This window comes from Streptomyces sp. NPDC048600 (genome assembly GCF_055587025.1).
In genome coordinates, this window is sequence record NZ_JBVJGZ010000022.1 from 1 (window position 1) to 22,457 (window position 22,457).

A 22,457-nucleotide genomic window follows, 5' to 3' on the forward strand; every position below is an offset into this window, starting at 1 on the left:
CGCCCGGCACCAACGGGCAGCACGCCTACTACCAGCTGATCCACCAGGGCACCAGGCTGATCCCGGCGGACTTCATCGGCTTCGCCCGGCCGGTCACCGGACTCGGTGACCCCCTCGCCGCCCAGCACGACCTGCTGATGGCGAACTTCTTCGCGCAGACCCAGGCCCTCGCCTTCGGCAAGACCCCCGACGAGGTCCGCGCGGAGGGCGTGCCCGAGGAACTCGTCGCCCACAAGACGTTCCACGGCGACCGCCCCACCACCACCGTCCTCGCCGCCGAGCTGACCCCCTCGGTCCTCGGCCAGCTGATCGCGCTGTACGAGCACAAGGTGTTCGTCCAGGGCGCGGTGTGGGACATCGACTCCTTCGACCAGTGGGGCGTCGAACTCGGCAAGGTCCTCGCCAAGCGCATCGAACCCGCCCTCACCGAAGGCACCGACGTCCCCGGACTCGACACCTCCACGGCAGCACTCGTCGCGAAGTACCGGGAGCTGCGCGCCCGGGGCTGAACCGGGCTAGACTCCTCCGGGCGATCATGAGCACGATCACTCGGGGGAGTGCAACTTGACAGTCCCACAACGGAGTTGGACCGGCGGCAGGCTGACCGCCAAGACGTTCCTGAAGCCGTACAAGGTGGCATGGGTGATGTTCCACCCGACCTGGATCCCCGACTCGGTGGATCCGTCGGTCGAGTCGCTCAAGCGCGCCCGTGTCATTGCCGGAGCCGTCGCCGCCCTCGGCGTCTACACCTACGTCGAGGGCGGCTTCGCCTTCACCGAGGTACTGGGCAACGCCATGGCCGCGTCCATGGTGCTGCTGTTCCTCACCCCGATCACCGCCGGCGTCATGCTCTGGGTGTGGCGGCGCTCCGGCGGGGGCACGGTGGCACAGCTGCGCGAGCCCCTGGTGAAGGCGCTCAAGCTGCTCCTGCTGTTCGTCGGGTCGGTGGTCACCACCGTCCTGCTGTTCACCCTGTCGACGTCACTGCCGACCCTCGTCCGGCTCGTGGTCACGCTGGCGGCCCTGTGGCTGGCCTTCTTCGCGATGGCCGGCGCGATCCGGATCACCGGCAACTTCTTCGGCACCGCCGTCGTCCACCGCTGCCTGCCGCCGCTGCTCGCCACGGTCACCTCCTGGCTGATGGCCCTCTTCGACCTGTTCTCGGGCGATCTGCACGGTCTCAGCCTCGCGATGGGCATCCTGTTCATCCTCGGCGCGCCTGTCACGGTCACCGCCATCTCGCTGCTGGAGATGCGTCGGCTGCGCAGCCGCTACGGCATCCGCCTCGGCGCCCACCCCGCGACCCTGCCGCGCATCCCGGGCACGCCCCCGCCGATGCCGCCGACGGCTCCGCCGTACGTCCCGCAGCAGGGGAACCCGTACGGCAACCCCTACACCCCGCCGTACGGCCACCCGTACCCGCCGCAGCCCGCGCCCGGACACGCCCCGCAGCCCGCGCCCGGATACGTCCCGCAACCCGCCCCAGGGCACCCGCCCCACCAGGGTCATCCCTATGCACCCCCGCCGGGAGCCCCGTACCCGCCGCAGGGCAACCCGTACGGGCAGGGGCCCTACGGTCCCTGAGGCCCCCCGTCCGGCGCTGCCTATCCTGGAGGGAAGGGCACGGGCCGGCTCGCGGACGCGAGAAGGGAGCCGGGGTGAGTGAACGGACCACCGGCACCGGGACGGCTGTCCCGGACGACGTTCACCGGGCACGCGACGCCGTCGCACGGCAGGCGTGGGCCGAGGCCTACCGCCTGCTCAGCGGCAGCCCGGCCGCGCTCACCCCCGACGACTTCGCCGCCTGGGCGGACGCGGCCTGGTGGACCAGCCGCATCGAGGAGTCGATCGTCGCCCGCACCAAGGCGTACGCCGGATACGTGGCCACGCACAACGGGCGACGGGCCGGGTACTGCGCCTGGATGCTCTTCTACGAGCACCAGCTCGCGGGACGCACGGCACTGGCGGCCGGCTGGCTGCGCCGGGCAAGACGGCACCTGAGCGCCGAGCCGGAGTGCGTCGAGCAGTGCTACCTGGTGTGGATGGAGGCCGAGGCCGCCGCCGCTCGCGGCGAGTTCGACGCGGCGATGACCGCGGCACGGCGCATGCAGGACATCGCGCGGCGCCGCGGCAGCCCGGATCTGCACGCGATGAGCGTCCAGGCGCAGGCCGGCGTCCTGCTGGACCAGGGCCGGGTCGCCGAGGGCCTCGAACTGCTCGACGACGCGCTGTGCCCGGCCATGGCGGGCGAGCTGAGCGCCTTCTTCACCGGCTGGATCTACTGCCTGGGCCTCCAGCGCTGCATGGCCTGCGCCGATCTGGAACGGGCCGCCGAGTGGACCGACGCGGCCATGCGCTGGTGCGCGGCGATGCCGGCCGAGAACAACTTCCGCGGACTGTGCCGGGTGCACCGGGTGGAGGTGCTGGAGCTGCGCGGGCTGTGGCCGCGGGCGCTGGAGGAGGCCGTACGCACGTGCGAGGAGCTGCTGCCGTACGAGCGGGGCGCGGCGGCAGAGACGTTCTGCCTGATCGGGGACATCCAGCGGCGGCGCGGTGACACGGCCGCGGCCGAGACGGCGTACCGGCGGGCGCACGAGCTCGGCCGTGACCCGCAGCCCGGGCTCGCCCTGCTGCGGCTGGCCCAGGGCCGGGCCGAGGCGGCGGTCACCGGGCTGCGGCTCGCCCTCGCCGCCGAGGGCGACGGGGGAGACCGGCTCGCGCACTGCCGGCTGCTGGCGGCGCGGGCCGAGATCTCGCTCGCCCTGGACCGGGTCGAGGAGGCCCGGACGGCCGCCGCGGAACTGGAGGACCTGGCCGCCGACTGGGGCGTGCGGCGCCGCTCGTCGACCACCCCGCTGGACGCTGCCGCCGCGTCGGCGAGCGGCGCGGTGGCCTACGCCGAGCACGATGCCGAGCGGGCGGTGCTCCTGCTCAGGCGGGCGCTGTCGCTGTGGCTGGCGCTGGACGTGCCCTACGAGGAGGCGCAGGTCCGGATGACGCTCGCCGCGGCCCACCGCGCGGCCGGCGACGAGGAGGGCGCCCGGCTGGAACTGCGGGCCGCCCGGGGTGTGTTCGACCGGCTCGGCGCGGTCCCGGACGCGCGGCGGGCGGCGGCGCTGCTCGCGGGACCGGGCGCCCGTGAGCCCGGCGCGCTCACCGAGCGGGAGACCGAGGTGCTGCGGCTGGTCGCCGCGGGCCGGACCAACCGGGCCGTGGCCGCCGAGCTGGTGATCAGCGAGCACACCGTCGCCCGCCATCTGAACAACATCTTCGCCAAGCTGGACGTGTCCTCACGGGCCGCGGCGACGGCGTACGCCTTCCGGCACGGCCTTGCCTGAAGAAGCCCTGACCGGCCTGAGTGGGACCGGTCGGCCTGAGTGGGACCGGCCGACCCGAGCGGGACCGGCCGACCTGAGCGGGACCGCCCGATGGGGGCATGGGCCGTTTCGCCCATTCCCCGACCCGGCGGGATGGGCCGTTGTGGCGATGAGGGGCGGCCCCGGGCGGGCGTACACCGAAAGGACACACCGTCCCCGATCCGCCGAAGGCAGGTGGCCGCCATGACCGTCTCCCCACCGACCCTGGACGACCAGCGGCTGCGCGGCGCCCTGCGCGGGGACGTCGTCGAGCCCGGCGACCCCGAGTACGACGAGGCACGCAAGGTCTACAACGCCATGTCCGACCGGCGCCCGGCGCTCGTCGTGCGGGCCGTCGACGCGGGCGACGTGATCGCCACGGTCGACTTCGCCCGCGAACGGGGGCTGCCGCTCGCGGTGCGCGGCGGCAGCCACAGCGTCGCCGGGTACGGCACCTGCGACGACGGGATCGTCCTCGACCTCGGGCGGATGCGCGGCATCCGGGTCGACCCCGAGACCCGCACGGCCCGCGCACAGGGCGGCTGCACCTGGGCCGACCTCAACCACGCCACGCACGCCTTCGGGCTCGCCACCACCGGCGGGGTCGTCTCCAGCACCGGCATCGGCGGCCTCACCACGGGCGGCGGCATGGGGCATCTCGCCCGGCGCTGTGGACTGGCCTGCGACAACCTGGTCGCGGCCGACGTGGTGACCGCCGACGGGTCCTTCGTCACCTGCACCGGGGAGCGGAACGCCGACCTGCTGTGGGCACTGCGCGGCGGCGGCGGGAACTTCGGGGTCGTCACCTCCTTCGCCTACCGCCTGCACCCGGTCGCGGACATCCTCGGCGGGCCGACCTTCTTCCCGCTCGACGGCGAGGTGATCCGCCGCTACCGGGAGATGATCGGCGGCGCCGACGAACGGCTCGGCGCGCTGCTGGTCGTGGGACTCGGGCCGCCGCTGCCGTTCCTGCCCGAGCGCTGGCACGGGCGGCCGCTGTGCGGTGTGGTCACCTGCTGGAGCGGGCCTCGGGAGCAGGACGTCGAGATCCGCGGACTGCTCGCCGGACTCGGCCCCGTCCTCGGACAGATGCTCGACCGGATGCCCTACCCGGTGATCAACACCCTGTTCGACGAGCTGTTGCCCGCGGGCCTGTTCCACTACTGGAAGGGCACCTTCAGCCGCGGCCTGCCGGACGGCGCCGTCGACGCCTACGTCGAGTACGGCGCCTCGACGCCCTCCATCGAGAGCGCGACCGTGGTGTTCCCGCTGGACGGCGCGGTGCAGCGGGTCGGCCCGCACGACACCGCCTTCGCCTACCGGGACGTCGACTTCGCGACCGCGCTGTCGCCGACGCTCGCCACCCGGGAGGACTGCGAGGCGCAGAAGGACTGGGTGCGGTCCTTCCACGCGGCCCTGCTGCCGCACTCCGCCGAGGGCGCCTACGTCAACTTCATGGACGGCGACGACCAGGACCGCGTACGGGCCAACTACCTCGGCAACTACGACCGGTTGGCGGAGCTCAAGCGGCGGTACGACCCCGGCAACCTGTTCCGGCTCAACCACAACATCGCGCCCTGAACCCCCGAACCCCCGAACCCCTGAACCCCCGAACGAGAAAAGGGCCCTGGGCGGATCGCCCGGGGCCCTCCTCGGCACGTCACGGAGACGTCACGGAGACGCGGGCGGGTACAGCGAGCGCGGCAACTGCCCGGCCGCGGCCGCGTCCAGCAGCCACAGGGTGCGCTGCCGGCCGCGGGCGCCGGCCGCCGGGGCCTGGATCTCCCCGGCGCCGGACAGCGCGATCGCCGCGGCCTGCGCCTTGTCCTGGCCGGCCGCCAGCAGCCACACCTCACGGGCCGCCCGGATCGCCGGAAGGGTGAGGGTGACCCGGGTGGGCGGCGGCTTGGGGGCGCCGTGCACGCCGACCACCGTGCGCTCGGTCTCGCGCACCGCGGGCAGCTCCGGGAACAGCGAGGCCACGTGCGTGTCCGGGCCGACACCCAGCATCAGGACGTCGAAGGTGGGCACGTCGCCGTGGTTCTCGGGACCGGCCGCGCGGGCCAGTTCCTCGGCGTAGGCGGCGGCGGCCGCGTCCGCGTCGGCGCCGTACGGTCCGTCGGACGCGGGCATGGCGTGCACGCGCTTCGGGTCCAGCGGCACCGCGTCGAGCAGCGCCTCGCGGGCCTGGGTGACATTGCGCTCGGGGTCGCCCTCGGGCAGGAAGCGCTCGTCCCCCCACCACAGGTCCAGGCGGCCCCAGTCCACGGCGTCCCGGGCAGGGGCGGCGGCCAGGGCGGCGAGCAGGCCGTTGCCGTTGCGGCCGCCGGTGAGCACGACGGACGCGGAGCCGCGGGAGGCCTGCGCGTCGACGATCTTCGTGATCAGCCGGGCCGCGGCGGCCCGGGCCATCAGTTCCTTGTCGCGGTGCACGACGAGCTGGGGCGTACTCACTGCGCGGCCGCCTTCTTCGCCAGGGCCTTGGGGGTGACCCTCTCGGGAGCCGCGGTCCCGGCGTCGGCCCGCGGGTCACCGGCCTCGTCCGGCGCACCGGCGTCGGCCCGCGGCTCACCTGCCCCGTCCGGCGCACCGCCGTCGGCCGGTTCCCCGGCGTCGGCGGCCCGCCCGGAGCCGGAGGTCTCCCCGGCCCGGGGAGCGGTCAGCCGCTCCAGCCCGAACCGCAGCGCGGACGCGTACGTGTCGTCCGGGTCCAGACGCCGCAGCTCCTCCGCGATCAGGTCGGCCGTCTCGCGGCGCTTGAGCGCCACCGCGCGGTCCGGCTGACCCTCGATGGACAGGGTCGCCAGCGTGCCGTCGGCGCGGTCGAGGACGATCGGACCGCAGTCGGTGTCCATGCGCACCCCGGTCAGACCGGGGCCGCCGGACACCGAGCGCCGCACCGGCACGTCCAGCCGGTCCGCGAGCCACATCGCCAGCAGCTCGCAGCTCGGGTTGAACTCCTCGCCCTCGACCTCGACGCCCCGCACCTCGCAGGTCACCTGGTCCAGGGCCGCCGCCAGCATGGAACGCCAGGGCGTGATCCGGGTCCACGCCAGGTCGGTGTCCCCGGGCGTGTAGGTACCGGCGCGGGCGCTGAGGCCCCGCACCGGCTGCTCGGCCGCGTAGCTGTCGGTCACCCGTCGCTGGGCGAGCGCGCCCAGCGGGTCCCCGGCCGGGTCGAGGGGCGCGTTCACCGGCCACCAGACGACCACGGGGGCGTCCGGCAGCAGCAGCGGCAGCACGACCGACTGGGCGTGGTCGACCACCTCGCCGTACAGCCGCAGCACGACCGTCTCGCCGGTGCCCGCGTCGGCGCCCACCCGGACCTCGGCGTCGAGCCGGGACTGGGTGCGGTCGCGCGAGGTGCGCGAGACGCGCCTGATGACGACCAGGGTGCGCGAGGGGTGCTCCCGCGAGGCGTCGTTGGCGGCCCGCAGGGCGTCGTAGGCGTTCTCCTCGTCGGTGACGATGACGAGGGTGAGGACCATGCCCACGGCCGGCGTGCCGATGGCGCGGCGGCCCTTCACCAGTGCCTTGTTGATCTTGCTGGCCGTGGTGTCGGTGAGGTCTATGTTCATGGCCGGCGCCAGCTCCGTCCGTCTCGTTCGAGCATCTCGTCCGCCTCGACGGGGCCCCAGGTACCGGCCGGGTACTGCGCGGGCCTGCCGTGCTCGTCCCAGTACCGCTCGATCGGGTCGAGGATCTTCCAGGACAGCTCGACCTCCTCCGTGCGCGGGAAGAGGTTGGAGTCGCCGAGCAGGACGTCGAGGATGAGTCGCTCGTAGGCCTCCGGGCTGGACTCCGTGAACGACTCGCCGTACGCGAAGTCCATGGACACGTCCCGGATCTCCATCGAGGTGCCCGGCACCTTGGAGCCGAAGCGGACGGTGACGCCCTCGTCGGGCTGGACGCGGATGACGATCGCGTTCTGGCCCAGCTCCTCCGTCGCCGTGGTGTCGAAGGGGGAGTGGGGAGCGCGCTGGAAGACCACCGCGATCTCCGTCACCCGGCGGCCCAGCCGCTTCCCGGTGCGCAGATAGAACGGCACGCCCGCCCAGCGGCGGTTGTCGATGCACAGCTTGATCGCGGCGTAGGTGTCGGTCTTGGAGCCGGGGTCGATGCCCTCCTCCTCCAGATAGCCGACGGCCTTCTCGCCGCCCTGCCAGCCCGCCGAGTACTGGGCGCGCACGGTGTCCCGGCCCAGGTCCCTGGGCAGCTTCATCGCGCCGAGCACCTTGGTCTTCTCGGCGGCCAGCGCGTCCGCGTCGAAGGAGGCGGGCTCCTCCATCGCGGTCAGGGCCAGCAGCTGGAGCAGGTGGTTCTGGATGACGTCACGGGCGGCGCCGATGCCGTCGTAGTAGCCGGCGCGGCCGCCGATGCCGATGTCCTCGGCCATCGTGACCTGCACATGGTCCACGAAGGACCGGTTCCAGATCGGCTCGAACATCGTGTTGGCGAAGCGCAGCGCCAGGATGTTCTGGACGGTCTCCTTGCCCAGGTAGTGGTCGATGCGGAAGACCTGGTCCGGGGCGAAGACCTCGTGCACGACCTTGTTGAGCTCCTCGGCGGAGGCCAGGTCGTGACCGAAGGGCTTCTCGATGACCGCGCGGCGCCAGGAGCCGCCGGTCTGGTCGGCCAGGCCGTGCTTCTTCAGCTGCTGGATGACCACGGGGAAGGAGCGGGGCGGCACCGACAGGTAGAAGGCGAAGTTGCCGCCGGTCCCCTGGGCCTTGTCCAGCTCGTCGATGGTGGCGCGCAGCCTCTCGAAGGCGTCGTCGTCGTCGAAGGTGCCCTGCACGAAGCGCATGCCCTGGATGAGCTGCTGCCAGACCTCCTCGCGGAAGGGGGTGCGGGCGTGCTCCTTGACGGCGTCGTGGACCTCCTGCGCGAAGTCCTCGTGCGCCCACTCGCGGCGGGCGAAGCCGACCAGCGAGAAGCCCGGCGGCAGCAGACCCCGGTTCGCGAGGTCGTACACGGCGGGCATCAGCTTTTTGCGTGACAAATCGCCTGTGACGCCGAAGATGACCAGGCCCGACGGCCCCGCGATACGCGGGAGCCGTCGGTCTGCCGGGTCACGCAGCGGGTTGCTGCTTGACAAGGAATCAGCCCTCCGAGGGGGCGAGGCGCTTCAGTTCCGCCTCGGTCGAGGTCAGCAGATCGTTCCAGGACGCCTCGAACTTCTCGACGCCCTCGTCCTCCAGGAGCTGGACCACGTCGTCGTACGAGATCCCGAGCTTCTCGACGGCGTCGAGGTCCGCACGGGCCTGCTCGTAGGTACCGGTGACGGTGTCGCCGGTGATCGAGCCGTGGTCCTCGGTGGCCAGCAGGGTGGCCTCCGGCATGGTGTTCACCGTGTTCGGCGCCACCAGGTCGTCGACGTACAGGGTGTCCTTGTACGCCGGGTCCTTCACGCCCGTGGAGGCCCACAGCGGACGCTGCTTGTTGGCGCCCGTGCGCTCCAGCGCGTTCCAGCGGTCGGAGGAGAAGACCTCCTCGTACGCCTGGTAGGCCAGCCGCGCGTTGGCGAGGGCGGCCTTGCCGCGGGCCGCCTTGGCCTCGTCGGTGCCGAGCGCGTCGAGGCGCTTGTCGATCTCGGTGTCCACCCGGGACACGAAGAAGGACGCCACGGAGTGGATGAGGGAGAGGTCCAGGCCCTTCTCCTTCGCCTTCTCCAGGCCCGCCAGGTAGGCGTCCATGACCTCGCGGTAGCGCTCCAGCGAGAAGATCAGCGTGACGTTGACGCTGATGCCGTTGCCGATCACCTCGGTGATGGCGGGCAGACCCGCCTTGGTGGCCGGGATCTTGATCAGGGTGTTGGGCCGGTCGACCAGCCAGGCCAGCTGCTTGGCCTCGGCGACGGTCGCCGCGGTGTTGTGGGCCAGGCGCGGGTCGACCTCGATGGAGACCCGGCCGTCCTGGCCGTCGGTGGCGTCGTACACCGGACGCAGGATGTCCGCGGCGTCCCGGACGTCCGCCGTGGTGATCATTCGGACGGCCTCGTCCACGGTCACCTTGCGGGCGGCGAGGTCCGCGAGCTGCTGCTCGTAGCCGTCACCCGACGAGATCGCCTTCTGGAAGATCGTCGGGTTGGTGGTGACGCCCACGACGTAGCTCTGGTCGATCAGTTCGGCGAGGTTGCCGGACGTGATCCGCTTGCGGGACAGGTCGTCCAGCCAGATCGCGACGCCTTCCTCGGAGAGGCGCTTGAGTGCGTCTGTCATGGAAATTGCATCTCCTACATGTCGTATATGAGCGTCAGCGCTGGGCTGCGGCGATCGATTCCCGCGCTACGGCGGCCACGTTCTCCCCGGTGAAGCCGTACTCGCGGAAGAGGACCTTGCCGTCCGCGGAAGCGCCGAAGTGTTCCAGGGAAACGATGCGGCCGGCGTCACCCACGTACTTGTGCCAGGTCAGACCGATACCGGCCTCGACCGCCACACGCGCCTTGACGGACGGCGGCAGGACGCTGTCCCGGTACCCCTGGTCCTGCTCCTCGAACCACTCCACGCAGGGCATGGACACGACCCGCGTGGGCGTGCCGGCGGCCTCCAGCTGCTCGCGCGCCTCGACGGCCACGTGCACCTCGGAGCCGGTCGCGATCAGGACGACCTCGGGCGCGCCGTTCGACGCCTCGAACAGGACGTAACCGCCGCGCGCGGCGTCCTCGTTCGGCTCGTAGACCGGGACACCCTGGCGGGTGAGGGCGAGACCGTGCGGCTGACCCTTGCCGAACACCTTCGTGTAGCGCTTGAGGATCTCGCGCCAGGCGATCGCGGTCTCGTTGGCGTCCGCCGGGCGGACCACGTTCAGACCGGGGATCGCGCGCAGCGAGGCCAGGTGCTCCACCGGCTGGTGGGTGGGGCCGTCCTCGCCGAGACCGATGGAGTCGTGCGTCCACACGTACGTCACCGGCAGGTGCATCAGCGCCGACAGCCGCACCGCGTTGCGCATGTAGTCGGAGAACACCAGGAAGGTGCCTCCGTAGATGCGCGTGCCGCCGTGCAGGGCGATGCCGTTCATCTCCGCGGCCATGGAGTGCTCACGGATACCGAAGTGGATCGTGCGGCCGTACGGGTGTGCCTCGGGCAGCGGGTTGCCCTCGGGCAGGAACGACGAGGTCTTGTCGATCGTGGTGTTGTTGGAGCCGGCCAGGTCGGCCGAGCCGCCCCACAGCTCCGGGACCACCGCGCCGAGCGCCTGGAGGACCTTGCCCGAGGCGGCACGGGTGGCGACACCCTTGCCGGGCTCGAAGACCGGGAGCTTGTCCTCCCAGCCCTCGGGCAGCTCGCCCGCGGCGATCCGGTCGAACTCGGCGGCGCGCTCCGGGTTGCTGTTGCGCCACTCCTGGAACGACTTCTCCCACTCCGCCTTGAACTGGCGGCCGCGCTCCAGGGCCTCGCGGGTGTGGCCGATGACCTCGTCGGAGACCTCGAAGGACTGCTCCGGGTCGAAGCCGAGGACGCGCTTGGTGGCCGCGACCTCGTCGTCGCCGAGCGCCGAGCCGTGCGCGGCCTCGGTGTTCTGCGCGTTCGGGGCGGGCCAGGCGATGATCGAGCGCATCGCGATGAAGGACGGCCTGTCGGTGACCGCCTTGGCCTTCTCGACCGCCTCGAAGATCGCCTTCGGGTCGAGGTCGCCGTTCGCCTGCGGCTCCACGCGCTGGACGTGCCAGCCGTAGGCCTCGTAGCGCTTGGTGACGTCCTCGGAGACTGCGGTCTCGGTGTCGCCCTCGATCGAGATGTGGTTGTCGTCCCACAGCAGGACCAGGTTGCCGAGCTTCTGGTGGCCGGCCAGCGAGGACGCCTCGGCGGAGATGCCCTCCTGGAGGCAGCCGTCACCGGCGATCACGTACACGAAGTGGTCGAACGGCGACTCGCCGGCCGGGGCCTCGGGGTCGAACAGACCGCGCTCGTAGCGGGCGGCCATGGCCATGCCCACGGCGTTGGCGATGCCCTGGCCCAGCGGGCCGGTGGTCGTCTCCACGCCCACGGTGTGGCCGTACTCGGGGTGACCGGGGGTCTTGGAGCCCCAGGTGCGGAACGCCTTCAGGTCGTCCAGCTCCAGGCCGAAGCCGGCCAGGTACAGCTGGGTGTAGAGGGTCAGCGACGAGTGACCGGCGGACAGGACGAATCGGTCGCGGGCCACCCAGTCGGCGTCGGCGGGGTCGTGCCGCATCACCTTCTGGAAGAGGGTGTAGGCGGCAGGCGCCAGGCTCATCGCCGTACCCGGATGGCCGTTGCCGACCTTCTGTACGGCATCGGCGGCCAGGACGCGAGCGGTGTCGACGGCCCGCTGGTCCATTTCGGTCCACGCGAAGTCTGTGGTGGTCGGCTTGGTGCTCACCCTGAGTCAGGGCTCCTCTCCACATGTCGGTAGCCGGTGGTCCGGGCGCTCGTCCACCGGCCTCCGGTGCGCTCGACGCGCACCGGCCGATGGTGAGCCTACCCCCGTAAGTACGTGCGTTTTTTCCGCTCATTCCAGAGTGACGGGACTCTCGGAGATCCGCCTCCCGACTGGGCTGCGGGCCTTTCGGCATGTGAATACGGAGCCGCTCATCTGACTGCTCAATCGAGCTTCGGCGCGCCCGTCGGAAGGTCGCACGATCGCACCCTCGTACGTGCCGTCGGTCACGGCCGCCAACACGACCCCACCCCCGCGAATGTCCGGGTCTGGGCAACGTCTACAGTGGCGTGGTACGCGCGAGCTTTACCCGGACTTCACACGGACCAGGCTCGCTGGGATGTCTCTGTCAGGGGTGTGCGTGACGGCCGTTGAATCCCGTCCAGCGGGGATCGGGACGAGCCAGATCCCGAGCCACCGGCCGTTGGGGGCCCGTGTCAAGGGCTTCGTGGCGTTGACCAAGCCGCGGATCATCGAGCTGCTGCTCATCACCACCGTCCCGGTGATGTTCCTTGCCGAGCAGGGTGTGCCCGATCTCCGTCTGGTGCTGCTGACCTGCGTCGGCGGCTACCTCTCCGCGGGCGGCGCCAACGCGCTGAACATGTACATCGACCGTGACATCGACGCGCTGATGGACCGCACCTCGCAGCGGCCGCTGGTGACCGGCATGGTCGGCCCGCGGGAGTGCCTGGCCTTCGGCATCGCCCTCGCGGTGGTCTCCACCCTGCTGTTCGGCCTCGCCGTCAACTGGCTGAGCGCCTGGCTCTCCCTCGGCGCGCTCCTCTTCTATGTCGTGATCTACACGATGATCCTCAAGAGGCGTACGTCACAGAACATCGTCTGGGGCGGCATCGCGGGCTGCATGCCCGTGCTCATCGGCTGGACGGCCGTGAAGGACTCGCTGTCCTGGGCCCCGGTCATCCTCTTCCTGGTCATCTTCTTCTGGACGCCGCCGCACTACTGGCCGCTGTCCATGAAGGTCAAGGAGGACTACGCGCGCGTGGGCGTGCCCATGCTGCCGGTCATCGCCTCCAACAAGGTCGTCGCCCGGCAGATCGTCATCTACAGCTGGGTGATGGTCGCCGTATCCCTGCTGCTCACACCCCTCGGCTACACCGGCTGGTTCTACACCGCGGTCGCGCTGGCCGCGGGCGGCTGGTGGCTGTGGGAGGCGCACGCCCTCCAGAACCGCGCCAGGGCCGAGGTCACGGGCGGCAAGCTCAAGGAGATGCGGCTGTTCCACTGGTCCATCACCTATGTCTCGCTGCTGTTCGTCGCGGTCGCGGTGGACCCCTTCCTGCGCTGAGCGCCGCGTCCGGCTGAGCTGAGCGTCGGCCCGCCTCGGCTGACCCGCCGACCTGCTGGCCGGCTGACCCGTCGGCCCGGCGCCCCCGCCTCGCACCGGGGCCCCGCGCTGAGGCAAGCGTCACGCGGCAGGGCCGTCGCCGAACGATCTACGCGTCGGTAGCATCCTGACCATGGCAGACACGGACACGCAGCAGGTTGACCCGAAGGCCGAGCGCAAGGCCGCCCGGCTCGCCAAGCAGATCAGCGCCTTCGCCAAGGCCCACGGCGGCGCCGAGGGCCAGGTCGCCTACATCGGCGAGCGCGGTGCCCGGATCGCCCTCGTGGGCGAGGACGGCAACTGGGGCAACCTCGTCGCCCCGACCCTGGAGATCGCCCAGCAGGCCGTCACCAAGTCCGGCATCACCGTGCACGAGGACTTCGACGGCGAGTTCGCGGCGAAGGTGCAGACCGGCCGTTACGAATGGAAGCGGATGGCGGGCATCCAGATCGGCGGCTGACCCGCCCTCCCCAAGGGGCGCGGGGACCGCGCGCGAGGCGCCCGGCGTCCGGCGCGCGCGGGGCGATCGAGTCGTCCCGTCCGGGAGGCGCACCTCATCACCCGGTCACCCGTTAGGACGGGTAGAACCACGTCCGCCCACGGGAAGCCCGGGATGATCGACACGCCGTCCCTCGTGGACCAGTACTGCCACGGCGTACTGAGAACAGAGCTGGGCCTCGGCACCTTCGAGGCTCAGCTGTCCCGTACCGAGGGCCCACCCGCCCCCGGCACCACCCTCTTCGACACCCAGACCGGCTTCGCCGTGCGCCGCTGGTGCCCGCCGCTGCTCGGTCTGGAACCCCACTGCCACCCGGCCCGCTATCTCGCCAGACGTCGCGAACTCGGGGTCCTGGAGGCCGGCCGCAGACTGCTGCGCGGCAGCGGCATCACCACCTATCTGATGGACACCGGCCTGCCGGGCGACCTGACCGGCCCCGGCGAGATGGCCACCGCCGCCGACGCCGAGGCCCGCGAGATCGTCCGGCTGGAACTGCTCGCTGAGCAGGTCGCCGACACCTCCGGCACCGTCGAGTCCTTCCTCGCCAACCTCGCCGAGTCCGTGCACGGCGCCGCCGCGGACGCCGTCGCCTTCACCTCCGTCGCGGGCGTACGGCACGGCCTCGCGCTGGCCCCGGAGCCGCCCGGCCCCGGCGAGGTGCGCAGCGCGGCCGGCCGCTGGCTGGCCGCCCGCAGGGTCGGCGGCGAGGTCAGCGACCCGGTCCTGCTGCGGCATCTGCTGTGGATCGCCGTGGCCTCGGGACGCCCCCTCCAGCTGCACGCGGGACTCGGGGAGCCGGGCCAGCGCATCGACCGCACCGACCCGGTCCTCCTGACGGACTTCGTGCGGGCGACTGCGGGCCTCGGCACCGACCTGGTGCTGCTGCACGGCTACCCGTACCACCGGCACGCCGCCCACCTCGCCGGGGTCTTCCCGCATGTGTACGCCGACTCGGGCGCGGCCCTGGCCCGCACCGGCGCCCGTGCCGCCACGGTCCTCGCCGAGATCCTGGAGCTGGCCCCCTTCGGCAAGGTCCTCTTCTCCAGCGGCGCGCACGGACTGCCCGAGCTGCACGTCATCGGCGCCCGTCTGTTCCGCGAGGCCCTCGGCCGGGTGCTGGGCGCCTGGGTCGCCGAGGACGCCTGGTCCCTCGGCGATGCCCAGCGCGTGGCCGGGCTGCTCGCGGCGGGCAACGCGCGCCGGGTGTACGGGCTGGAGTGAGGTGTAGAACGGACGGATGGAGACCGAGACCTTACTCGCCCGCTTCGTCCGCGAACTGGCGGCGGTGGACCCCGTCGCCGTCTGGGCCCACGGCTCCCTCGCCGGGGGCGACTACCAGGAGGGCCGCAGCGACCTCGACCTGATCGCGATGCTGCCGGGACCGGTGACCCCGGGCGTCCTGTGGCGGATCGCCGTGCTGCACGCCCGGCTGCGCCGGGAGCCGCTCGCGCCGAAGCTGCACTGCACCTATCTCACGCCGGACACCGTCGCCGACCCCGCCCGGCGCCACCTGACCTGGGCGCACCAGCAGCTGTTCGGGCGACCGGTCACCCCGGTGACCCGTGCCGAGCTGCACGCCTTCGGGCGGGTGCTGCACGGCACGCCGCCCGCCGGGCTGCTGCCGCCCCTGCCGGAGGGGAGCCTGCGGGAGTTCGTCCTGCGCGACCAGCGGGACTACTGGCGGCGGGCGCTCGACCGGCCCGGGCTGTGGACCGAGGACGTCTGGGTCGACCTGGGGCTGGTCACCTTCGCCCGGGCGAGCGCGACCGTGCGCGACGGGCGGCTGATCTCCAAGCGGGAGGCGCTGGACCTGCTGCCCGCACTCGGCGCGCCCGGCGAGGTCGTCGACGACGTCCGCGGCCGCCGCTACGACGACCCGCCGCCGGTCACCCGCGAGTGGCGGGCCCGGCGGGCCGGGCTCGTCCGGGGCTACCTGGGGCCGGCGATCGACGCGCTGGTCGCCTCGAACGGCTGAAGCGGCAGGCCGGCCGGAGCGGAGTCGGGGCGCTCGCGCATGGCCAGCAGCACCCGCACGGCGGCGATCCAGACCAGGCAGGAGCCGAACATATGGGCGCCGACCAGGAGCTCGGGCAGGTCGGTGAAGAACTGGACGTAGCCGATGGCGCCCTGGGCGAGCAGCACCAGGAACAGCTCACGCGTACGGTCCAGCGGGCCCCGCGGGGCGTCGACCGCCTTGAGCACGAACCACAGGGCGAAGGTCAGCGTCACCACGATCCAGGCCAGGACGGCGTGCAGCTTGCTGACGTCCTCCCAGTTCAGCGGCATGCGCTCGACCTCGCTGGAGTCGCCCGCGTGCGGACCGGCGCCGGTGACGACCGTACCGACCGCGATCAGCAGGACGGTGACGCCGACGAGCGCCCACACCAGCTGCTGCACCGACTTGCCGACCAGCGGCCGGGGCGCCTCGTCGCCCTCGCGGGTGCGCTGCCACATCACCGTGGCCACCGCGATCAGGGCGCTGGAGAGCAGGAAGTGCGCCGCGACCGTGTACGGGTTCAGGCCGACGAGCACCACGATGCCGCCGAGCACCGCGTTGCCCATCACGATCCAGAACTGCGCCCAGCCGAGGCGGGTGAGGCTGCGACGGTACGGCTTCTGCGAACGCGCGGCGATGATCGCCCAGCCGACCGCGGCGCACAGGACGTACGTCAGCATGCGGTTGCCGAACTCGATGTAGCCGTGGATGCCCATCGCGGCGGTGTTGTTGATCGAGTCCTCGGTGCACTTGGGCCAGGTCGGGCAGCCCAGGCCCGAGCCGGTGAGGCGGACGGCGCCGCCGGTCACCACGATGACGACCGCCATCACGAGTGCGACGAGGGCCGCCCGCCGGACCGTCCGGGGTGTGGGCGTCCAGCGTGCGGCGATGAAGGCGAGCGGGTTGCGCACGGCGGCTGCCGCGTCGGCGGGGGTCAGGTTCGGCACGCGGTCCATCGTAGAAGGCCGCTTGTGCACGCTTTCACGAGGGTCGCCCTCGCGCCTGTCCCGAGTGTCGCTTTCATCCCTGTTCGCGCGGTTGTCCACGGCTCACTCCCAGCGGAAGAACTTCCCCGCCGCGGTCAGTCCCACGACCGCCCACACGGCGAGGATCCCCAGGTCGCCCCAGGGCATCCCGGCCCCGTGCTGAAGGACGTCCCGCAGCCCGTCGGACAGCGCCGAGACGGGCAGCAGGGCGAGCATGTCCTGGACGCCGGAGGGGAACTTGTCCAGCGGCACGACGACCCCGCCGCCGACCAGCAGCAGCAGGAACACCAGGTTGGCGGCGGCCAGCGTGGCCTCCGCTTTGAGGGTGCCCGCCATCAGCAGGCCGAGCCCCGAGAAGGCGGCCGTACCGAGGACCAGCAGCGCGAACACGGCGAGCGGGTTGCCCTGCGGGTCCCAGCCCATGGCCAGGGCGATCACCGTCACCAGGAGCACCTGGAGGACCTCGGTGACCAGCACCGACGCCGTCTTCGCGGTCATCAGGCCCCAGCGCGGCAGCGGTGAGGCGGCGAGCCGCTTGAGCACGCCGTAGCGGCGCTCGAAGCCGGTGGCGATGGCCTGCCCGGTGAACGCCGTCGACATCACGGCGAGCGCCAGGATGCCGGGTGTGAGGAAGTCCACCGCCTCGCCCTCGCCGGTGTCGACGATGTCCACCGAGCCGAACAGCACCAGCAGCAGCGTGGGGATCACGACCGTCAGCAGCAGCTGCTCGCCGTTGCGCAGCAGCATCTTGGTCTCCAGCACCGCCTGCGCCGCGATCATGCGGGGCAGGGGGGCGGCGCCGGGACGGGGGGTGTACCCGCCGGTGACGCTCATGAACGCAGCTCCTTGCCGGTCGGCTCGAGGCTTTGTCTTCCCGGGGGGCGCCCCCCGGACCCCCGGCGGTCGCCGGTGTGCACGCACGTCACGAACGCAGCTCCTTACCCGTCAGCTCCAGAAAAACGTCCTCCAGCGTGTGCCGTTCGACCGAGATGCGGTCCGGCATCACGCCGTGCTGCGCGCACCAGGAGGTGACCGTCGCGAGCAGCTGCGGGTCGACCTTGCCGGTGATCCGGTAGGAGCCCGGGGTCAGCTCGGCGGCCGTGCTGTCCGCCGGCAGTGCCTTGAGCAGCGAGTTCACGTCGAGGCCGGGGCGGCCGGTGAACCGCAGGGTGTTCTCGGCGCCGCCGCGGCACAGTTCCTCGGGGGAGCCCTGGGCGATGACCCGGCCGGCGTCGATGATCGCGACGTCGTCGGCGAGCTGCTCGGCCTCGTCCATGTAGTGGGTGGTGAGGATCACCGATACGCCGTCGGCGCGCAGGTCGCGCACGAGCTCCCAGGTCGCGCGGCGGGCCTGCGGGTCGAGCCCGGCGGTGGGCTCGTCGAGGAACACCAGCTCGGGGCGGCCGACCACGGCCATCGCGAGGGCGAGCCGCTGTTGCTGGCCGCCGGACAGCCGGCGGTAGGAGGTACGGCCGCAGGAGCCGAGCCCGAGGCGCTCGATCAGCGCGTCCACGTCCAGCGGGTGCGCGTGCAGCCGGGCGACATGGCGGAGCATCTCCCCGGCACGGGCGCCGGAGTAGACGCCGCCGGACTGGAGCATCACGCCGATCCGCGGACGCAGCTCGTCGCCCTGGCGTACCGGATCGAGGCCCAGGACCCGCACCGAGCCGGAGTCCGGTCTGCGGTAGCCCTCGCATGTCTCGATCGTGGTGGTCTTGCCGGCGCCGTTGGGTCCGAGTACGGCGGTGACTCCGGGCCTGGCCACCAGATCGAGGCCGTCCACCGCGGTCGTGTCGCCGTACCGCTTCACCAGGGACTGCACCTGGAGGACGGGATCGGTTCGCATGGGACAGGAGTCTAGGTACGCGCGCGGGGGCTCAGGCAGCCGGGTGCGCGAACTTCCCGGGATGTGCGCCGGAGCCGCCCTCCGGTGCCGCCGGAGGGGCAACAGGGCCGGTCGGAGGGGGTGCGGGGGCTGTGCGCGGGGAGCCGGGGGCATGGCCCGCTCTGATCGATCAAAGATCGTTTTTGCAGGTCAGATTAGGTATGCCTAAGTGATGTAGGGCACCGATCAAGGTTTCCTGGGCGGCTTGCCCGGTCCCGAGGAATTACGCAACAATGGCGTTGTGAAAAACGTCGGCGAGGCTCGGGAGACCCCCACGGGGGCCCCTCACGAAGAGCTAGCGACCGGTGAGCGTTCGACGCGCAACCGGGTCGCGCGGTCCATCCTGGACCACGGGCCGTCGACCGTCGCCGAGCTGGCCGCGCGGCTGGGCCTGACCCAGGCCGCCGTCCGCCGCCATCTCGACGCCCTCGTCGCCGACGACGTCGTGGAAGCACGTGAGCAGCGGGTGTACGGCACCCGCACCCGCGGCCGCCCCGCCAAGGTCTTCGCACTCACCGACTGCGGCCGGGACGCCTTCGACCAGTCCTACGACAAGCTCGCCGCGGACGCGCTGCGCTGGATCGCCGACCAGGAGGGCGGCGGCGAGGCGGTCGCCGCCTTCGCCCGCGCCAGGATCGCCGCACAGGCCGACGCCTATCGCACGGCCGTCGAGGGCGCCGCCCCCGACCGGCGCGCGGAAGCCCTGGCCAAGGCCCTGAGCGCCGACGGGTACGCTGCTACGGCGCGCAGCGCGCCCGTGGGTGAGCAGCTGTGTCAGCACCACTGCCCGGTGGCCCATGTCGCGGAGCAGTTCCCCCAGCTGTGCGAGGCGGAGACGGAGTTCTTCGCCGAGCTGCTCGGGACCCACGTCCAGCGGCTCGCGACCATCGCGCACGGCGACGGCGTGTGCACGACGTTCATCCCCAAGATTTCCGACAACGCATCCGCAAGCACGGCCGGGAGGAACCCCGCATGACTCTCCCCACGGAGACCGCCCACCCTGAGCTGGAAGGCCTGGGCAAGTACGAATACGGCTGGGCCGACTCCGACGAGGCCGGTGCCGCGGCGAAGCGCGGTCTGAACGAGGCCGTCGTCCGCGACATCTCGGGCAAGAAGTCCGAGCCGGAGTGGATGACCAAGCTGCGTCTCAAGGGCCTGAGGCTCTTCGAGAAGAAGCCGATGCCGAACTGGGGTTCCGACCTGTCGGGCATCGACTTCGACAACATCAAGTACTTCGTGCGCTCCACGGAGAAGCAGGCGGAGTCCTGGGAGGACCTGCCCGAGGACATCAAGAACACCTACGACAAGCTCGGCATCCCGGAGGCGGAGAAGCAGCGCCTGGTCGCCGGTGTCGCCGCGCAGTACGAGTCGGAGGTCGTCTACCACCAGATCCGCGAGGACCTGGAGGAGCAGGGCGTCATCTTCCTCGACACCGACACCGCCCTGAAGGAGCACCCGGAGCTCTTCAAGGAGTACTTCGGCACGGTCATCCCGGTCGGCGACAACAAGTTCGCGTCGCTGAACTCCGCGGTGTGGTCCGGCGGCTCCTTCATCTACGTCCCGCCGGGCGTCCACGTGGAGATCCCGCTCCAGGCCTACTTCCGTATCAACACGGAGAACATGGGCCAGTTCGAGCGGACCCTGATCATCGTCGACGAGGGTGCCTACGTGCACTACGTCGAGGGCTGTACGGCCCCGATCTACAAGTCGGACTCGCTGCACTCCGCGGTCGTCGAGATCATCGTCAAGAAGAACGCCCGCTGCCGCTACACGACCATCCAGAACTGGTCGAACAACGTCTACAACCTGGTCACCAAGCGCGCCGTCGCCTACGAGGGCGCGACCATGGAGTGGGTCGACGGCAACATCGGCTCCAAGGTGACGATGAAGTACCCGGCCGTCTACCTGATGGGCGAGCACGCCAAGGGCGAGACCCTGTCCATCGCCTTCGCGGGCGAGGGCCAGCACCAGGACGCCGGCGCCAAGATGGTCCACATGGCGCCGAACACCTCGTCCAACATCGTCTCCAAGTCGGTCGCGCGCGGCGGTGGCCGCACCTCCTACCGCGGTCTGATCGAGATCGGCGAGGGTGCCCCGGGCTCCAAGTCCAACGTGCTGTGCGACGCGCTGCTCGTGGACACCATCTCCCGGTCCGACACCTACCCGTACGTCGACGTCCGCGAGGACGACGTCTCCATGGGTCACGAGGCGACCGTCTCCAAGGTCTCCGACGACCAGCTCTTCTACCTGATGAGCCGCGGCCTGTCCGAGGACGAGGCCATGGCGATGATCGTGCGCGGCTTCGTCGAGCCGATCGCCAAGGAGCTCCCCATGGAGTACGCCCTCGAGCTCAACCGGCTGATCGAGCTGCAGATGGAAGGCGCGGTCGGCTAAGACCCCGCCCCCGGTCCAGCAGCAGTCGGCCCGCACCGGTAGCGGGCCGAGCATCGCAACGTAGGAAAGAGAGCAGACCGACAGCCATGGCTGAGGCTCCTAACAACCCGGTGGGCTCCACCACCGCCGGCGCGATCGCGGTCGCCGCCGAGTCGACCGTCGCCACGCGCATGAGCGCGCCCCCGTCCTTCGACGTGGCGGACTTCCCCGTGCCGCACGGCCGCGAGGAGGAGTGGCGGTTCACCCCGCTGGAGCGGCTGCGCGGACTGCACGACGGCACCGCGCTGCCCGGCGGCACGATCAAGGCCGAGTTCTCCGCGCCCGACGGCGTCACCATCGAGACCGTCGGCCGCGACGACGCCCGGCTCGGCCGGGCCGGCACGCCGGTGGACCGGGTCGCCGCCCAGGCGTACTCCGCCTTCGAGCAGGCCACGGTCGTCACCGTGCCCAAGGACACCGTGCTGAGCGAGCCGGTCCGCCTCGGTCTGCACGGCGAGGGCGGTGTCACCTACGGCCACACCGTCTTCGAGCTCGGCGCCTTCGCCGAGGCGACCGTCGTCATCGACCACACCGGCGACACCGTCCGTGCCGCGAACGTGGAGTACGTCGTCGGCGACGGCGCCAAGCTGACCGTCGTCACCGTCGTGGACTGGGACGACACCGCCGTGCACGTCGCGCAGCAGAGCGCGCTGGTCGGCCGCGACGCCGGCTTCAAGCACATCGTGGTCACCTTCGGCGGCGACCTGGTCCGCATCCACCCGCGGGTCTCCTACTCCTCCACCGGCGGCGAGGCCGAGCTGTTCGGTCTGTACTTCACCGACAAGGGCCAGCACCACGAGCACCGCCTCCTGGTCGACCACAACACCCCGCACTGCACGTCCAACGTCGTCTACAAGGGCGCGCTCCAGGGCGACAACGCGCACGCGGTGTGGATCGGTGACGTGCTGATCGAGGCCGCGGCCGAGGGCACCGACACCTACGAGATGAACCGCAACCTGGTGCTCACCGACGGCGCCCGCGTCGACTCGGTGCCCAACCTGGAGATCGAGACCGGCGAGATCGTGGGCGCCGGCCACGCCTCCGCCACCGGCCGCTTCGACGACGAGCAGCTGTTCTACCTGATGGCCCGCGGCATCCCGGAGCACGAGGCCCGCCGTCTGGTGGTCCGCGGCTTCTTCGCCGAGCTGGTCCAGCAGATCGGTGTCGCCGACATCGAGGAGCGCCTCCTCGCCAAGATCGAAGAGGAGCTGGAGGCGTCGGTCGCATGACCTTCGTACGCGCCTGTGCGCTGAGCGAGCTGGAGGAGGACACCCCGAAGAGGGTGGAACTCGACGGCACGCCGGTGTCCCTCGTGCACACCGAGGGCGAGGTCTTCGCGATCCACGACATCTGCTCGCACGCGAACGTCTCGCTGTCCGAGGGCGAGGTGGAGGACTGCCAGATCGAGTGCTGGCTGCACGGCTCCAGCTTCGACCTCCGCACCGGCAAGCCGTCCGGCCTTCCCGCGACGCGCCCCGTTCCCGTTTACCCCGTAAAGATCGAAGGGGGCAGCGTCCTTGTTGACGTAAGCGCCTCCCTCAACCAGGAGTCCTGAGG

The 22,457-nt window shown here is 71.5% G+C and carries 19 protein-coding genes and 1 pseudogene; 12 read left to right on the forward strand and 8 right to left on the reverse strand.

All coding sequences use genetic code 11. The features are described from left to right. The 4 genes and pseudogenes from ACZ6SQ_RS26495 to ACZ6SQ_RS26510 form a co-directional block, all read left to right on the forward strand. Positions 1 to 509 (forward strand): annotated as a pseudogene (locus tag ACZ6SQ_RS26495) (glucose-6-phosphate isomerase); the annotation flags it as partial. Between the two features lie 55 nt (positions 510 to 564). Further along, entirely contained in the window at positions 565 to 1,584 is a 1,020-nt protein-coding gene (locus ACZ6SQ_RS26500) for a hypothetical protein (protein ID WP_469566267.1), read from the forward strand. A 74-nt stretch (positions 1,585 to 1,658) separates the two neighbouring features. Next, on the forward strand, positions 1,659 to 3,338 hold the full coding sequence (locus tag ACZ6SQ_RS26505) for a LuxR C-terminal-related transcriptional regulator (RefSeq protein WP_469566269.1): 1,680 nt from the start codon (positions 1,659 to 1,661) through the stop codon (positions 3,336 to 3,338). A gap of 222 nt (positions 3,339 to 3,560) precedes the next feature. Continuing rightward, positions 3,561 to 4,937, forward strand: coding sequence for an FAD-binding oxidoreductase (locus ACZ6SQ_RS26510; protein ID WP_469566271.1), 1,377 nt, complete (start codon positions 3,561 to 3,563; stop codon positions 4,935 to 4,937). Between the two features lie 90 nt (positions 4,938 to 5,027). Here ACZ6SQ_RS26510 and pgl read toward each other — a convergent pair whose 3' ends face one another. The 5 genes from pgl to tkt are packed head-to-tail and all read right to left on the reverse strand — an operon-like array spanning position 5,028 to position 11,699. Continuing rightward, positions 5,028 to 5,810 (reverse strand): 6-phosphogluconolactonase, encoded by a 783-nt coding sequence (gene pgl, locus ACZ6SQ_RS26515; RefSeq protein ID WP_469566272.1) that lies wholly within the window; start codon positions 5,808 to 5,810, stop codon positions 5,028 to 5,030. Continuing rightward, positions 5,807 to 6,934, reverse strand: coding sequence for a glucose-6-phosphate dehydrogenase assembly protein OpcA (opcA, locus tag ACZ6SQ_RS26520; protein WP_469566274.1), 1,128 nt, complete (start codon positions 6,932 to 6,934; stop codon positions 5,807 to 5,809). Before opcA ends, pgl begins: the two co-directional genes overlap by 4 nt. Continuing rightward, positions 6,931 to 8,454: a glucose-6-phosphate dehydrogenase gene (zwf, locus tag ACZ6SQ_RS26525; RefSeq protein ID WP_469566276.1), complete on the reverse strand. Its 1,524-nt coding sequence runs from the start codon at positions 8,452 to 8,454 to the stop codon at positions 6,931 to 6,933. Before zwf ends, opcA begins: the two co-directional genes overlap by 4 nt. Before the next feature lie 4 nt (positions 8,455 to 8,458). Beyond that, positions 8,459 to 9,577 (reverse strand): transaldolase, encoded by a 1,119-nt coding sequence (tal, locus tag ACZ6SQ_RS26530; RefSeq protein WP_386379360.1) that lies wholly within the window; start codon positions 9,575 to 9,577, stop codon positions 8,459 to 8,461. Between the two features lie 34 nt (positions 9,578 to 9,611). Next, on the reverse strand, positions 9,612 to 11,699 hold the full coding sequence (tkt, locus tag ACZ6SQ_RS26535; protein ID WP_386379361.1) for a transketolase: 2,088 nt from the start codon (positions 11,697 to 11,699) through the stop codon (positions 9,612 to 9,614). 412 nt (positions 11,700 to 12,111) lie between these two features. On the opposite strand from tkt, the gene ACZ6SQ_RS26540 reads away from it, so the two are divergent. The 4 genes from ACZ6SQ_RS26540 (at position 12,112) to ACZ6SQ_RS26555 (ending at position 15,575) form a co-directional block, all read left to right on the forward strand. Continuing rightward, the gene (locus ACZ6SQ_RS26540) at positions 12,112 to 13,062 is read left to right on the forward strand and encodes a heme o synthase (protein ID WP_386379496.1); all 951 of its coding nucleotides are present in this window, start codon (positions 12,112 to 12,114) and stop codon (positions 13,060 to 13,062) included. Between the two features lie 172 nt (positions 13,063 to 13,234). Continuing rightward, the gene (locus ACZ6SQ_RS26545; protein ID WP_386379362.1) at positions 13,235 to 13,561 is read left to right on the forward strand and encodes a hypothetical protein; all 327 of its coding nucleotides are present in this window, start codon (positions 13,235 to 13,237) and stop codon (positions 13,559 to 13,561) included. A 153-nt stretch (positions 13,562 to 13,714) separates the two neighbouring features. Then, the gene (locus ACZ6SQ_RS26550) at positions 13,715 to 14,821 is read left to right on the forward strand and encodes an amidohydrolase family protein (protein WP_386379363.1); all 1,107 of its coding nucleotides are present in this window, start codon (positions 13,715 to 13,717) and stop codon (positions 14,819 to 14,821) included. Between the two features lie 16 nt (positions 14,822 to 14,837). After that, on the forward strand, positions 14,838 to 15,575 hold the full coding sequence (locus tag ACZ6SQ_RS26555; RefSeq protein ID WP_469566280.1) for a nucleotidyltransferase domain-containing protein: 738 nt from the start codon (positions 14,838 to 14,840) through the stop codon (positions 15,573 to 15,575). Here ACZ6SQ_RS26555 and ACZ6SQ_RS26560 read toward each other — a convergent pair. The 3 genes from ACZ6SQ_RS26560 to ACZ6SQ_RS26570 form a co-directional block, all read right to left on the reverse strand. After that, a complete protein-coding gene (locus ACZ6SQ_RS26560) occupies positions 15,530 to 16,552 on the reverse strand; it encodes a COX15/CtaA family protein (RefSeq protein ID WP_469566281.1) in 1,023 nt (340 codons plus the stop codon). The genes ACZ6SQ_RS26555 and ACZ6SQ_RS26560 overlap by 46 nt on opposite strands. A 93-nt stretch (positions 16,553 to 16,645) precedes the next feature. Further along, positions 16,646 to 17,416 (reverse strand): ABC transporter permease, encoded by a 771-nt coding sequence (locus ACZ6SQ_RS26565; RefSeq protein WP_469566283.1) that lies wholly within the window; start codon positions 17,414 to 17,416, stop codon positions 16,646 to 16,648. A gap of 88 nt (positions 17,417 to 17,504) precedes the next feature. Beyond that, positions 17,505 to 18,428: an ABC transporter ATP-binding protein gene (locus ACZ6SQ_RS26570; RefSeq protein ID WP_469566284.1), complete on the reverse strand. Its 924-nt coding sequence runs from the start codon at positions 18,426 to 18,428 to the stop codon at positions 17,505 to 17,507. A gap of 280 nt (positions 18,429 to 18,708) precedes the next feature. Here ACZ6SQ_RS26570 and ACZ6SQ_RS26575 point away from each other — a divergent pair, with 280 nt between their 5' ends. The 4 genes from ACZ6SQ_RS26575 (at position 18,709) to ACZ6SQ_RS26590 (ending at position 22,455) form a co-directional block, all read left to right on the forward strand. After that, entirely contained in the window at positions 18,709 to 19,443 is a 735-nt protein-coding gene (locus ACZ6SQ_RS26575) for a helix-turn-helix transcriptional regulator (RefSeq protein ID WP_469566285.1), read from the forward strand. Further along, on the forward strand, positions 19,440 to 20,861 hold the full coding sequence (gene sufB / locus ACZ6SQ_RS26580; RefSeq protein ID WP_469566286.1) for a Fe-S cluster assembly protein SufB: 1,422 nt from the start codon (positions 19,440 to 19,442) through the stop codon (positions 20,859 to 20,861). Before ACZ6SQ_RS26575 ends, sufB begins: the two co-directional genes overlap by 4 nt. Before the next feature lie 86 nt (positions 20,862 to 20,947). Further along, the gene (sufD, locus tag ACZ6SQ_RS26585; protein ID WP_469566289.1) at positions 20,948 to 22,129 is read left to right on the forward strand and encodes a Fe-S cluster assembly protein SufD; all 1,182 of its coding nucleotides are present in this window, start codon (positions 20,948 to 20,950) and stop codon (positions 22,127 to 22,129) included. Beyond that, positions 22,126 to 22,455, forward strand: a complete 330-nt coding sequence (locus ACZ6SQ_RS26590) for a bifunctional 3-phenylpropionate/cinnamic acid dioxygenase ferredoxin subunit (RefSeq protein WP_386379371.1) — start codon at positions 22,126 to 22,128, stop codon at positions 22,453 to 22,455. The genes sufD and ACZ6SQ_RS26590 overlap by 4 nt, the downstream gene beginning before the upstream one ends. Positions 22,456 to 22,457 lie beyond the last annotated feature (2 nt).

Coding starts and splice junctions, on each gene's coding strand:
- ACZ6SQ_RS26510 (WP_469566271.1), top strand. CDS start 3,561: ATGACCGTCTCCCCACCGACCCTGGACGACCAGCGGCTGCGCGGCGCC.
- opcA (WP_469566274.1), bottom strand. CDS start 6,934: ATGAACATAGACCTCACCGACACCACGGCCAGCAAGATCAACAAGGCA.
- tal (WP_386379360.1), bottom strand. CDS start 9,577: ATGACAGACGCACTCAAGCGCCTCTCCGAGGAAGGCGTCGCGATCTGG.
- ACZ6SQ_RS26545 (WP_386379362.1), top strand. CDS start 13,235: ATGGCAGACACGGACACGCAGCAGGTTGACCCGAAGGCCGAGCGCAAG.
- ACZ6SQ_RS26550 (WP_386379363.1), top strand. CDS start 13,715: ATGATCGACACGCCGTCCCTCGTGGACCAGTACTGCCACGGCGTACTG.
- ACZ6SQ_RS26555 (WP_469566280.1), top strand. CDS start 14,838: ATGGAGACCGAGACCTTACTCGCCCGCTTCGTCCGCGAACTGGCGGCG.
- ACZ6SQ_RS26560 (WP_469566281.1), bottom strand. CDS start 16,552: ATGGACCGCGTGCCGAACCTGACCCCCGCCGACGCGGCAGCCGCCGTG.
- ACZ6SQ_RS26565 (WP_469566283.1), bottom strand. CDS start 17,416: ATGAGCGTCACCGGCGGGTACACCCCCCGTCCCGGCGCCGCCCCCCTG.
- ACZ6SQ_RS26570 (WP_469566284.1), bottom strand. CDS start 18,428: ATGCGAACCGATCCCGTCCTCCAGGTGCAGTCCCTGGTGAAGCGGTAC.
- sufB (WP_469566286.1), top strand. CDS start 19,440: ATGACTCTCCCCACGGAGACCGCCCACCCTGAGCTGGAAGGCCTGGGC.
- sufD (WP_469566289.1), top strand. CDS start 20,948: ATGGCTGAGGCTCCTAACAACCCGGTGGGCTCCACCACCGCCGGCGCG.
- ACZ6SQ_RS26590 (WP_386379371.1), top strand. CDS start 22,126: ATGACCTTCGTACGCGCCTGTGCGCTGAGCGAGCTGGAGGAGGACACC.